Origin of the sequence: Streptomyces sp. NPDC090088 (assembly GCF_044747345.1) — a bacterium.
Classification (GTDB): Bacteria; Actinomycetota; Actinomycetes; order Streptomycetales; family Streptomycetaceae; genus Streptomyces.
This window is the reverse complement of the sequence record NZ_JBIVDZ010000005.1, coordinates 95329-107996: the sequence shown is the minus strand read 5'-3', so window position 1 is coordinate 107996 and position 12668 is coordinate 95329. Positions and strand designations below refer to the sequence as shown.

The 12668-nt window shown below is 71.8% G+C and carries 10 protein-coding genes; 6 read left to right on the top strand and 4 right to left on the bottom strand.

What is annotated here, in order from left to right:
• Nucleotides 1–84: 84 nt before the first annotated feature.
• On the bottom strand, nucleotides 85–438 hold the full coding sequence (locus tag ACIPSJ_RS24425) for a nuclear transport factor 2 family protein (protein WP_359217837.1): 354 nt from the start codon (nucleotides 436–438) through the stop codon (nucleotides 85–87).
• A 60-nt stretch (nucleotides 439–498) separates the two neighbouring features.
• Nucleotides 499–1245 (bottom strand): SDR family NAD(P)-dependent oxidoreductase, encoded by a 747-nt coding sequence (locus tag ACIPSJ_RS24420; RefSeq protein WP_401348820.1) that lies wholly within the window; start codon nucleotides 1243–1245, stop codon nucleotides 499–501.
• Nucleotides 1246–1391: 146 nt separating this feature from the next.
• Between ACIPSJ_RS24420 and ACIPSJ_RS24415 the strand changes: the two genes are divergently transcribed.
• On the top strand, nucleotides 1392–2003 hold the full coding sequence (locus ACIPSJ_RS24415) for a TetR/AcrR family transcriptional regulator (protein WP_359217841.1): 612 nt from the start codon (nucleotides 1392–1394) through the stop codon (nucleotides 2001–2003).
• A gap of 210 nt (nucleotides 2004–2213) precedes the next feature.
• Here the strand turns inward: ACIPSJ_RS24415 and ACIPSJ_RS24410 are convergent, their stop codons facing one another.
• Together ACIPSJ_RS24410 and ACIPSJ_RS24405 are read right to left on the bottom strand one after the other, a co-directional pair.
• A complete protein-coding gene (locus ACIPSJ_RS24410; protein WP_401348817.1) occupies nucleotides 2214–4055 on the bottom strand; it encodes an FAD-dependent oxidoreductase in 1842 nt (613 codons plus the stop codon).
• A 133-nt stretch (nucleotides 4056–4188) separates the two neighbouring features.
• A complete protein-coding gene (locus ACIPSJ_RS24405; RefSeq protein WP_401348814.1) occupies nucleotides 4189–5157 on the bottom strand; it encodes an SDR family NAD(P)-dependent oxidoreductase in 969 nt (322 codons plus the stop codon).
• Between the two features lie 330 nt (nucleotides 5158–5487).
• Here ACIPSJ_RS24405 and ACIPSJ_RS24400 point away from each other — a divergent pair, with 330 nt between their 5' ends.
• The 5 genes from ACIPSJ_RS24400 to ACIPSJ_RS24380 all read left to right on the top strand — a co-directional run bounded on the left by ACIPSJ_RS24400 (nucleotide 5488) and on the right by ACIPSJ_RS24380 (nucleotide 12638).
• On the top strand, nucleotides 5488–8700 hold the full coding sequence (locus ACIPSJ_RS24400) for an alpha-L-rhamnosidase (protein ID WP_401348813.1): 3213 nt from the start codon (nucleotides 5488–5490) through the stop codon (nucleotides 8698–8700).
• A 200-nt stretch (nucleotides 8701–8900) separates the two neighbouring features.
• Entirely contained in the window at nucleotides 8901–9428 is a 528-nt protein-coding gene (locus ACIPSJ_RS24395; RefSeq protein WP_401348811.1) for a hypothetical protein, read from the top strand.
• Between the two features lie 157 nt (nucleotides 9429–9585).
• Entirely contained in the window at nucleotides 9586–11292 is a 1707-nt protein-coding gene (locus ACIPSJ_RS24390; RefSeq protein WP_401348809.1) for a nitrate/nitrite transporter, read from the top strand.
• Between the two features lie 92 nt (nucleotides 11293–11384).
• On the top strand, nucleotides 11385–11918 hold the full coding sequence (locus ACIPSJ_RS24385) for a GNAT family N-acetyltransferase (RefSeq protein WP_359217853.1): 534 nt from the start codon (nucleotides 11385–11387) through the stop codon (nucleotides 11916–11918).
• 168 nt (nucleotides 11919–12086) lie between these two features.
• On the top strand, nucleotides 12087–12638 hold the full coding sequence (locus tag ACIPSJ_RS24380) for a hypothetical protein (RefSeq protein ID WP_401348807.1): 552 nt from the start codon (nucleotides 12087–12089) through the stop codon (nucleotides 12636–12638).
• Nucleotides 12639–12668 lie beyond the last annotated feature (30 nt).

The window sequence follows — 12668 nt, the reverse complement described above, 5'->3', positions numbered from 1 at the left end:
ACGGCTGTGTCGCCAGGCCGGACCGTGTCGGGGCGGGGCCCGGCTCGGCTCGGCTCGGCTCGGCTCGGCTCGGCTCGGCTCGGCTCAGGCGGAGAAGACGGTGAGGAGGGTGGCGATCCTGCCGTCCCGGACGGTGATGATGTCGATGCCGCGCACCGCGGGCTCGCCTTCGGGGCCGAAGGCCCAGGCGAGCGCGCCGTCGTGCGGACCGGCGTAGTGGCGGCTGTCCTCGGTGAACCCGAAGTTCGCGGGGACCTTGTCGAGCAATGTGCGCGCCTTGTCCTCCAGTGCGTCCCAGCCCGTGCTGACGCCTTCCGGATCGGTGAACACGACGTCCTCGGTGTAGGTGCGCTCGATCGCCGCGCGGCGGGAGCCGGGGTCGCGGTTGCCGAAGACCTCGTGCAGGTTGGCCGCGAGCAGGTCGGTCACGCTGGGCATGATGCTCCTTCGATGAACAGGGATCGGTGATCGGTGATCGGTGATCGGTGAACAGGGTTGTCAGATCTGGCTGGCGCCGCCGTCGACGTAGATCTCGGCGCCGGTCATGTAGCTGCTGGCGTCGGACGCGAGGAACAGTACGGTCTCGGCGATCTCCTCCGGGCGCCCCAACCGGTTCATCGGCACGCCGGCGGCAAGGCCCTTGAGCAGCTGTTCGGCGGATCCGGGGTCGTCGGCCAGGCCGCTGAGGCCGGGGGTCTCGATCGGACCGGGGGCGATGCTGTTGACCCGGATGCCCCGGGTGACGAGTTCGGCGGCCCAGCTGCGGGTGAGCGAGCGCAGGGCGGCCTTGCTGGCGGCGTAGACGCCGAACGACGCGGCGCCCTTGGTGTCGATGTTGGAGCTGGTCAGGATGACCGAGGAACCGGGCTTGAGCAGCGGCAGCGCCTTCTGCACGGTGAAGAGAGTGCCGCCGACATTGGTGTGGAACGTCTCGGCGTAGTGCTGCCAGGTGACGTCGGGCAGGGCCGCGAACGCTCCGCCCCCGGCGTTGGCGAACACGATGTCGAGGCTGCCCCGCTGTCCGATGACGGCGAACAGCCGGTCGAGGTCGTCCAGGTCCGCGACGTCCGCGCGCACTCCGGTGGCACGGTCGCCGATCGAGGCCACCGCCTCGTCCAGGGCTCCCTGGCGGCGGCCGGTGAGGAAGACGTGCGCGCCTTCCGACGCGAGTCGCCGGGCGGCGGCGAGGCCGATGCCGGAGGTGGCACCGGTGACGAGGGCGGTCCTGCCGTCGAGCTGTCCCATGGTCGTTTCTCCTTGAGTGGGGTGACGTGTCACTGGAACGGTCACCTTCTTTCTGTACCTTTCGGTACTGAATAACGGCGGCACCGCGCGGACTATTTCCGTACCGGCCGGTTAAGATTTATGGGACGCCTGGGAACGGGGTGCGGATGGCGGAGCGGGGCAGACCTCGGGGTTTCGACGCGGACGCGGCGCTCGACCGTGCCGTGGAGGTCTTCTGGCGCCAGGGCTACGAAGGCGCGTCGCTGAGCGACCTCACCGAGGCCATGGGCATCAACCGGACCAGCATGTACGCGGCGTACGGCAACAAGGAGGAGCTGTTCCGCCGCGCCGTGGCCCGGTACGCCGAGGCGGACATGGCCTATGCCCGCGAGGCGCTCACGCGGCCCACCGCGTACGCCGTCATCGAGGCCTTCCTACGGGACAACGCCGACGCGCTCACCCGCGTCGGCCGCCCGCCCGGATGCCTGTCCGTGCAGGGCGGACTCGCCGAGGGTGGCGACCACGGCCATATCGCCGGGTTCCTCGCCGACAGCCGCCTGGCCGGCGAGCGGGCACTGGCCGACCGGCTCACCCGCGCGATCACGGAGGGCGACCTGCCCGAGGACACCGATCCGCTCGCGCTGGCCCGTTACGTCATGGTCGTCAGCGAGGGCAACGCCGTCCACGCGGCGGCCGGCGCGGGGCGCGCGGCGCTGCACGCCACCGTCGACATCGCCCTGCGCGCCGTGCCCGGTCATCACACGGACGGCGCGGCCTGACCGGCCTGACCGGCGCGACAGGCGCGGGCGGACGAGCGGACGGACGGGGCGGCGGGGACCGGGAGACCTGGGATGCGACGCCGGCAGCGGGCTCGGGCAGCGGGTAGCGGCCGGCGGGCGACGTCGGTTAGGCCCGCCGGTCCCGCGGCTCAGCAAGGACGTACTTGCCCATGACCCGTTCCAGGCCCGGCCCGGTCCGGGCCCCGAGTACTACCCCAGGTCGAAGGTGTTGGGCAGGCCCAGGCGGTAGCGCACGGCGTCGATCCGCTTCAGGGGCTCCAGCTCCGGGGGCCGGAACAACTCCCAGATGTGGCACCGCTCGGCGGTCGAACCGTCCGCGTCCAGGAGTGCGTTGACAGCGCGGCGCGCGGACTCGTTGGCGCCTTCCATGGTCGCCAGGTCCACGTCGGTGTGGACGTAGTCGCCCGCGAGGAAGAAGTTCGGTACGGCGGTCCGTGCCGACGGGCGGTTGTAGAGGGTGCCGGTGGGGTGGATGAGGAGCTGTTCGCGGTTCTGCGGGTCGGGGCCGCCGAGGCCGGTCACCGCCGGGTCCATGAACCAGCCGAGCCGGTCCTCGTCCCTGAGGGTGGTCTTGCCCGAGTCGTTGAGCCCGTCCTTGAGCTGGGCCCACAGTTCGCTGACGATCTCGTCCTTGGTGCACTCGCGGGCCGTCTTGCCGTACAGGATTCCGGGCTTGTCCCACTCGGAGATGATGGTGGACAGGCACTCGTGGGCCTGCCCGTCCCCGTAGTCGCGTGCGAAGTCCCGTCCGTCCCAGAACTGCGTCTGGCCGATGCCGGTGACCGCCCAGGGTGAGTCGAGGCAGTTGATGTGGCCGTGCACGACGGGGGTGGGCGTGCGCAGGTAGAACATCACGCCGGTCATCCAGTCCGTCTTCAGCGCGTCGCACCGCCCGAGTTGCGGGTCGGCGGCGCGCAGGGCCGGGCCCCAGGTCACGCGGGCGTGCTCGACCGGGAGGGCGGAGACGTAGTGGTCGGCGGTGATGGTGCGCAGGCGGCTGCCGTCGTGGGCCGCCACCTGTACGCCGGTCACCCGGCCGCCGTCGTACACCACCTCCCGGACCTCCGTGCCGAGCACGAACTCGACGCCCCGGGAGCGCAGATGGGCCTCCCAGGGGTCGATCCACGCCTCGCTGGTCGGGGCGTTCAGCACCCGGTCGACGTCCGCGTCGCCGTCCATGCCGCGGCCGAGCAGGCCCCACAGGATGAGGGCCTCGATGATGACGCGGCCGACGGTGCGGGTGGAGGCGATCTCGGCGCGGGTGGCGACGAGGTTGCGGGTCTGGCCGATGCCGAGGAGCACCTGGTACTCGCGGCTCATCTCGCCGGCCCGGATGAAGTCCCACCAGGCGACTCTCTCCCACTGGCCCTCGCGGCGGGCGTCGCAGCTGGTGAGGTGGACCAGGAGGCGGTCGGCGAAGTAGGCGGCCTCGTGGGCGGGCAGGTGGGTGGCCAGGTCCAGTACGGACAGGATCTGGTCGCGGATCCAGGACGGGGTGAGGTCGCCGGGGGCGGGCGGGGTGGTGGCGCGGCGGAGCGGGAAGTGCAGGTCCGGGCGGCCTGAGCCGCGGGCGAACAACTCCTCGGTACCGTTGCGGAGGTTGTCGTGGACGCCGTTCGCGTTGCCGGGGAAGGGGATACGGCGCATGGTGTCCGGCAGGTTGCGGTAGAAGCCGGGGAAGAAGCGGAAGCCGTGCTCGCCGGGAAGCGGCTTGCGGCCGCCCGTTCCGGTCCCGGGGACGTCCATCGAGCGGGCCTTGCCGCCGAGGACGTCGTAGTACTCGTAGACCGTGACCTCGTAGCCGCGTTCGGCGAGTTCGTGGGCCGCGCTGAGGCCGGAGACCCCGCCGCCGAGGACGGCGACGCGCCTGCCCGAGGAGGCCGCTGCCGCCGCGCTGCCGGCGGCGACCCCCAGGGCACCGGCCGTTCCCCCGCCGACGACCCCGGCGACCGTCGCCCCGGTCGCCGTCAGGAAGTGTCTCCGGCTGTGTCCGTCATGGCTCTGGGACTGGTGCGCGTGTTCTGTTGCCATGAGCATCGGAGGCTAGGGAGGGTCCCCGGACGCCGGAAGCCCTTTCCCTTGTCACCTACAGCATCCTCACAATCACAGGGAGTCCTTTCCAACTTCCTTCCCAGGCAAGCAGGTTGCTCTGACGGACCCGGCCCTAGCCGATGGCACCGAGGACAGCGCCGGGATCGACGCCGGTCAGCTCGCTGCTCGCGTCCCACAGCCGGGCCGCCACCGAGGGATCGGCGGCATGGCTCCACACCGGTTCGGGTCGGGGTTCGCCGCGCAGACCGAAGACGCGCGGTCCCCACAGCAGGCCGCCGTGCACGGACGGGTCGAGTACCGCCCGGACCGCCGGCCAGGCGCCGGCGTGCTTGCCCTGGACGAGCAAGGCCGCGGGCGCCGCGCCCCACCGGGCGCCGGCTGTGCGCGCGTGGACCGGGGGCCGTGGCGGGGTGAGGGAGTCCAGCGCGCCGCCGGGATGGACCACCACGCTCGCCACCGTGCCGCCGGCCGCCCGTAGCCGCCGGTCGAGTTCGACTCCGAAGGACATCTGCGCCAGTTTGGAACGCCCGTAGGCGCGCTTGGGCCGGTAGTCCTTCCGGGACTGGAGGTCGTCCAGATCCAGCCGCTCGGACTTGGCCGCGAAGCTGCCCGTGGTCACCACGCGGGCCACGCGGGCCGCCGGTGCGGCCGCGAGCAACGGCATCAGCCACCGGGTCAGCGCGAAGTGCCCGAGGTGATTGGTCGCGAACATGAGTTCATGGCCGTCCGTCGTCTCCCTGCGCGGCGGATCGTCGAGCGCGACACCCGCGTTGTTGACCACGGCGTCCAGGTGTGCCACGCCCAGCGACCCCACCGAGGCTTCGAGCGACGGGAGGTCGGCGAGGTCCAGCCGTACGGCCCGCACCCGCGCGTCCGGGACCTGTGCGCGTATCGAGGCCATGGCGGCCTCGGCCTTCGCGGTGTCGCGGCTGCCGAGCACGACGGTGGCCCCGGTGGTCGCCAGTTGCTCGGCCACGAAGTACCCGATTCCCGCGTTGCCCCCGGTGACCAGGAAGACCCGCCCGTCGGCACGCGGCAGCCGGTGCACGTTCCAGGGCGGTGGGGCGGAGGTGGACGACATAGCGGCGGGCTCCCTTGCTGTCGGCGGCGAGGCGATGGGGATCGTGGCTGCCGCACCGGGCAACTCGGCGTCCACGGTTCCAGCGAGCACCGACAGACGGCCGACGGATCACCGACAGCTCCGGGCGACCGAGCCACGTGCTCACAACGAATTGAAACCGTTCAATCGAGTTGCCCCCACCCTCTGACGCCCCGCACTGCCCGACCTCTCGAACCGAGCACGTGAGAAAAACAACCGCACGATGATTGACCCCCGCCCCTCCCGGCTCTACGTTTTCCACGCCTCTCCGTTCTGAATCGATTCATTCCTTTCTCTGTGCGAGGAGTCGTAATGATCAGCAGGAGGAACATTCTCGCGAGCGCCGCCGCCGCGGCCGTGGCGGCGGCCGTCGACAACGGGTCGGCGGTGGCCGCGCCGGTGCGCGGAACCGCACCGGCCGGGGCGCGACGCGCGGGCCCGCGCGTCGCCGGGCCCACCGTGGAGTACGTGCGCCACCCCCTGGGCATCGACACCCCACACCCCCGTCTCAGCTGGCCGCTGACCGCCGACGGGACGGGTGTGCGGCAGAGCGCCTACCAGGTCCGGGTCGCCACCAGCGTCCCGGCGCTGGCGCGTCCGGACGTGTGGGACAGCGGGAAGGTCACCTCCGCCGAGTCCGCGCTCGTGCCGTACGCCGGGCCCGCCCTCGAGCCGCGCACCCGCTACCACTGGGCCGTGCGGGTGTGGGACGGCGACGGCGAGGTGTCCGGCTGGAGCGAACCCTCGTGGTGGGAGACCGGGCTCATGGACACCGGGCAGTGGACCGCCGACTGGATCTCCGCCCCGGCGAGCCTCACCGACGCGCCGTCCTTCGAGGGCGGTTCGTGGATCTGGTACCCCGAGGGTGATCCGACGAGCAGCGTGCCGACGGCCACCCGCTGGTTCCGCGGCCGGGCCGACCTGCCCGACGGCATCACGGCGGCCACACTCGCCATCACCGCCGACAACGTCTACGCCGTCTCCGTGAACGGCGTCGAGGTGGCCCACACCGACCTCGACACCGACAACGAGGACTGGCGCCGCCCGGCCGTCGTCGACGTACTGGACCAGGTGCGCGCGGGAGACAACGTTGTCGCCGTGGCCGCCACCAACGCGACCGTGGGTCCGGCGGGGCTCCTCGCCGTCCTCGTGGTCCGTACCGCCGCCGGTGAGCGGAAGGTGTTCACGGACGACTCCTGGAAGACCAGCGACCAGCAACCCGCCGACGGCTGGGCGGAGTTGGGCTTCGACGACGGCGGGTGGCCGACGGTCCGGGTGGCGGCGCCCTGGGGCGGCGGCCCCTGGGGGCGGGTCGTCCCGGTGTCGTACGCCGTCACCCAGCTGCGGCACACGTTCCGGCTGCCGCGCAAGAAGGTGTCCCGCGCCCGTCTGTACGCCACCGCGCTGGGCCTGTACGAGGCCCACCTCAACGGCAGCCGGGTGGGCACCGACCAGCTCGCGCCCGGCTGGACCGACTACCGCACCCGCGTGCAGTACCAGACGTACGACGTCACCGGCCTGCTCAGACCGGGCGCCAACGCCCTCGGCGCCCACCTCGCACCGGGCTGGTACGCCGGAAACGTGGGCATGTTCGGGCCCGGCCAGTACGGCCCGCACCCGGCGCTGCTCACGCAGTTGGAGGTCGAGTACGCGGACGGGACCGCCGAGCGCGTCACCTCCGGCACCGGCTGGCGGGCCGCCGCCGGGCCGATCGTCGCCGCCGACCTGCTGAACGGGGAGACGTACGACGCGCGCAAGGAGACCCCCGGCTGGACCTCGCCCGGGTTCGACGACGGGAGCTGGCTCGCCGTACGCGGCGAGGGCGACATCGGGCCGGGGCTGATCGTCGCTCAGGTGGACGGACCGGTGCGGGTGGAACGGGAGTTGACGCCGCAGGCGGTGACCCAGCCCAAGCCGGGAGTGTATGTGTTCGACCTGGGGCAGAACATGGTCGGCTCGGTGCGGTTGCGGGTCTCCGGCGACGCGGGGACGACCGTACGGCTGCGGCACGCCGAGGTGCTCAACCCCGACGGGACCGTCTACACCGCCAACCTGCGCAGCGCGGCGGCGACGGACACGTACACCCTCAAGGGCCAGGGGGAAGAGGAGGTCTACGAACCGCGCTTCACCTCGCACGGGTTCAGGTACGTCGAGGTGACCGGGTTCCCCGGCACGCCGACCGCGCGGGCGGTCACCGGGCGGGTCATGCACACGGACGCGCCGTTCACCCTCGACTTCGAGACCGACGTGCCGATGCTGAACCAGCTGCACCACAACATCACCTGGGGGCAGCGCGGCAACTTCCTCTCCGTGCCGACCGACACGCCCGCGCGCGACGAACGGCTGGGCTGGACCGGCGACATCAACGTCTTCTCGCCGACCGCCGCCTACACCATGGAGTCCGCGCGGTTCCTGTCCAAGTGGCTCGTCGACCTGCGGGACTCGCGGACCTCGGCGGGCGCCTTCACCGACGTGGCGCCGGTGGTCGGCACGCTCGGCAGCGGTACGGCGGGCTGGGGCGACGCCGGTGTCACCGTCCCCTGGGCCCTCTACCAAGCGTACGGCGACCGCCAGGTCCTCGCGGACGCCTGGCCGTCGGTGCGGGCCTGGCTCACGTACCTGGAGCAGCACAGCGTCGGGCTGCTGCGGCCCGCCGAGGGGTACGGCGACTGGCTGAACGTCGACGACGACACCCCCAAGGACGTCATCGCCACCGCCTACTTCGCGCACAGCGCCGACCTCGCGGCCCGGATGGCCGGTGAACTCGGCGAGGATCCCGCGCCGTACAGCGACCTCTTCGGCCGGATCCGGGCCGCCTTCCAGAACGCCTACGTCACCGCCGACGGGCGGGTGCGGGGCGACACGCAGACGGCGTACGTCCTCGCCCTGTCGATGGACCTGCTGCCGGACGCGTCCCGGAAGGCGGCCGGCGACCGGTTGGTGGCCCTGGTCGAGGGCCGGGACTGGCACCTGTCCACCGGGTTCCTCGGCACGCCCCGGCTGCTGCCCGTCCTCACCGAGACGGGGCACACGGATGTCGCCTACCGGCTGCTGGAGCAGCGCTCGTACCCGAGTTGGGGCTACCAGATCGACCGGGGCTCCACCACGATGTGGGAGCGCTGGGACTCGATCCGGCCCGACGGAAGCTTCCAGGACCCGGGCATGAACTCCTTCAACCACTACGCCTACGGCTCGGTGGGCGAGTGGATGTACGCGAACATCGCGGGTATCGCGGCCGGGCGGCCCGGCTACCGGGAGATCGTCGTCCGCCCGCGTCCGGGAGGCGCGGTCACCTCCGCCCGCGCCACGTTCACCTCGGTGTACGGGCCCGTCTCCACCCGCTGGCGGCTGCGGTCCGGCCGCTTCACCCTGACCTGCGCGGTGCCGCCCAACACGACCGCCGAGGTGTGGATCCCGGCGTCCGACCAGGCGACGGTCACCCACTCCCACGGCACGTTCCTGCGCCGCGAGGACGGCTGCGCGGTGTACCGGGTGGGCTCGGGGACCCACGAGTTCACCGCCTGACGGCCACCCGCCCGGCACCCACACGAGGGGGTGCCGGACGCGGTGTTTCCGCGGCGGCGTGCGGGAGGGGGGCGGGCCGCCGCCGGAGAGGGTGCGTTCGTAGGGAGGCGTGGGCAATTCGCCTTCGGGGTGGCGGTGTCGGGGTGGGTGGGGTACGCCAGGGGTGTCATCGTGAGCGGTACGGGGGGGTACGCGGCGGTATGGAAGAACTGACGAAGCTCGGGGAATGGGTCGCACTGATCGACGCGTGCGTCGAGCCGATCGCGACGGGGCAGGTGGATCTCACCGACCCCGACTGGGTGCGGAAGGTGCGGGAAAGCGCGCATCCGCTGGACGAGGCGGGGCTGCGGCCGGAGGCCGAGGCGGCGCTGCGGGACGTGCTCTCCCGGTACGAGGCGGGCGGCGAGGACGTCCGGGCCACCCTGCGCGCGCTGCTGGAGCGGTGCCACTCGTTCTCCTGGGCGACGACGCTGCCCTTCGCCGCCACGCCCCAGGGTTTCCGGCAGCGCCTGCTGGAGATGTCGGTCGAGGATCAGGGCCAGGACACACGGGACATGATGGTCGCCCTGAACGACCTGTGCGGGCAGGCACGGGATGCCGGTGTCGACCTTCGCCCGCTGCTGCTGGAGGTGGCCGGACTCTCCAGTGACATCGACAAGTACGGGATGGGTTCCACGCGGGACATCCTGCTCCGGGCGGCGGGAAGGGAGCCCACCGGACTCTGGTGAGGGTCTGTCGGGTCAGGTGAACAACCTCATGCCGCCCCTCTAGGCGTACCGACTAGTCGGTACTACCCTCTGGCCACGCTCTCGGAGCCGGGTCGCCGCGCACCCTCGTCGAACCGACGTGGGCACCCGGTCTCCGGGCATCCCTGGGAGGAGCCGTATGTCCGCCGCTACGACGCCGTTCGACGCCGACAGACCCGCGCCCGATGGACCCTCCGCGGACGCCCGCGGCCCGCTGGCCCGGCTGTACCGCCGTGAACTGGCCGACTATCCGTCCACCGGCCGCCGCATGACGTATCTCGCGATCGTGGTCGTCACGACGGTCGTCCTGTACTACATGCTGTACATCCAGTACGCGGTGGCGACGTCGATCATCACGCACTTCGGCATGACGTACCGCTACTTCATCTGGGTCTCGGTGATCGGCAACGCGATCGGGGCCTTCGCCTCGCTCGTGGCCGGCCTGGCGGACCGCTGGGGCCGGGCGAACCTGGTGGTCTACGGGCTGCTGGTCGCCGCGCTGCTGGTCTTCTTCGGGTTGCCGAACGCGGCGAACAAGACCACCTATCTGGTGCTCTTCGCGCTCGTCAGCTTCATCGAGGGCATCGTGCTGGTCGCCACCCCCGCGCTGATCCGGGACTTCTCCCCGCAGCTCGGCCGGGCCACCGCGATGGGGTACTGGACGATGGGCCCGGTCATCGGCTCGCTGGTGGTCACCACCGTCACCAGCAACACCCTCGACAGCGCCACCTGGCAGGACGAGCTGCGGTACTCGGCGATCGCCGGGTTCGTCGTCTTCGTCGTCGCGATCTTCGCGCTGCGCGAGCTGTCCCCGGCGCTGCGCGACCAGATCATGGTGACGCTGCGGGACCGGGCGCTGGTCGAGGCGCGCGCCAAGGGGCTGGACACGGAGGCGCTGCGCCGTGGCGAGTGGCGGCAGATGATGCGGCTGGACGTGCTGGGCTCGGCCTTCGCCATCGCCGTGTTCCTGCTGCTGTACTACGCGGCGGTCGGCAACTTCGTCGTCTACTTCGCGACGGTCTTCGGTTACAGCGAGCAGCGCACCAACGCGCTGGCCAACTGGTACTGGCTGGCGAACGCCGTCGCCCTGGTGCTGGTCGGTCTGCTCTCGGACCGGCTGAAGGTGCGCAAGCCGTTCATGGTCGTCGGCGCGGTCGGCTCCATCGCGGTGACCGCGGTCTTCGCCACCCGCGCCACCCATCTGACGACCGACTACTACACGTTCGCCTGGCTGTTCGTCGGCATCGGCGTCTTCAGCGGCATCGCCTACGCGCCCTGGATGGCGAGCTTCACCGAGACGGTCGAGAAGCACAACCCCGCGGCGACCGCGGCAGGGCTGGCGGTGTGGGGCTGGACGGTGCGGATCGTGGTCGCCGTCTCCGCGGCCTTCATCCCGGTGCTGGTCACCTCCGTGACCCCGCTCGTGGAGCACGGCGCCGAGGTCAAGGCCGCCTCGGCGCAGGCGGCGCCCGCGCTGGCCGTCGTCGACGCGCACCAGGAACTCTTCGCCGAGCTGAACAAGTACACCCCGGCCACCGTGCCGGCCGCGCTGAACGCCCGCGCCCTCCGGGAGGTCGGCGCGGCGGACCTCGCCGTCGTACAGAAGGCGGCGCCGCAGCTGAAGGTGTTGCAGGAGCACGGTGCCGAGGTACAGAAGGCGACCAAGGACGGGCCGGGCGAATGGCGCACCTGGTGGTGGATCTGTGTCGGCGGCCAGGTGCTCTTCCTGCCCTTCGTCTTCGTGATGGCCGGTCGCTGGAGCCCTGGGAAGGCGCGGATGGACGCCGAGGCGCACCAGGTCGCGGTCAACCGTGAGCTGGCCGCCCTCACCGCCGCCGAGGACTGATCGCCCGCGCGGTCGGCCGTCCGTGGGCGGGGCGGCCGGCCGCGCGGCACCGGATTACCGACGCGGCCCTCGTCTTCGGCAGGATGGGCGCCATGACCGAGATCCGCACCCCCCGCCTGCTCCTTCGTCGCTGGTACGACGACGACCTCGCGCCGATGGCCGACATCAACGCCGACCCGCGCGTCATGCGCTGGGTCGACGACGGCTCGGTGCGCGACCTGGAGGACACGGCCACGGCCATCGAGGAGTGGGAGGAGGAGTGGGACGAGGAGGGCTTCGGGCTCTTCGCCGTGGAGCTGCTGGGCTCGGGCGAGCTCGCGGGGTTCACCGGTCTGTCCGTGCCCGGCTTCCTGCCGGAGGTGATGCCCGCCGTAGCGGTCAGCTGGCGGTTCGGCTCACAGTTCTGGGGGCAGGGGTACGCGTCCGAGGCCGCCCACGCCACGCTGGAGTTCGCCCTCCAGGACCGCGGCCTCGACCGCGTCATCAGCATCAGCCGGGTGGGGGACAGCGCCTCCGAGAACGTGATCCGCAAGCTCGGCATGGTTCCCGAGCGGGAAACGGTGCACCCGGTGTACGCCCATCCCCTGAGCGTTCACTCCATCGATCTGACGGAGTTCCAGGCGTGAGGCAGCCGCACCGTCGATCATCACCCGGCTGCTGAACGCCGGCCGCACGTCCCCGACCGCACGTCCCCGACCGCACGCCACCGGGCAGACACGCCCCGTGCTTTCATGGAACCGCGGCCGGGCCCGGATCCGGATGCCGCTGTCAGGGAGGCGACGCCGGTGTGCAGGGTGGATCACGAGGCCGCGGCGACGGCCGCCACAGCGGCTCTCGCGGCGGCCCACCCGCACCTGGGACAGGCGGCTTCCACGCATCCCGCGCTGGAAGGGTGCGAGGCGGTGGAGTGGTCGTCCATTCCCGGGTGCCCGGTCGATGTCCCGGTCGTGCTGCGCGGGCTGGCCGATCCCGACGCGGCCGAGATGGCCGAGCGGGCGTTGGACTGGCTGGTGATGTCAGGGCCCATGTCCATCAGTCCCACGATGCCGGCGGTCGTCCCCTATCTGCTGCGACTGACCACCGACCCATCGGTCCCGCGCCGCAACGAGCTGTTCGGGATCGTCCTCGTGGCCGCCGCCCTGTCCGCACCGACCGACCCCCGCAGCTCCTGGGACCTGGCAGTCGGCGGACCCGAGGCCGACCATCCTGAACGGGCCCTGTGCCGAGCGGCGTTCGCCGCCGACGCCGCGTGCGTACGACGTCTGCTGGCCGACGATCAGCTGCTGGCCGAGTTCGGCCCGGACGAAGGCGAACGGGCGTCACTGGCCCAGGCGGCCGGCTTGTAGGGGGCCGGGGCTCTCCTGGGCCACCCCGGC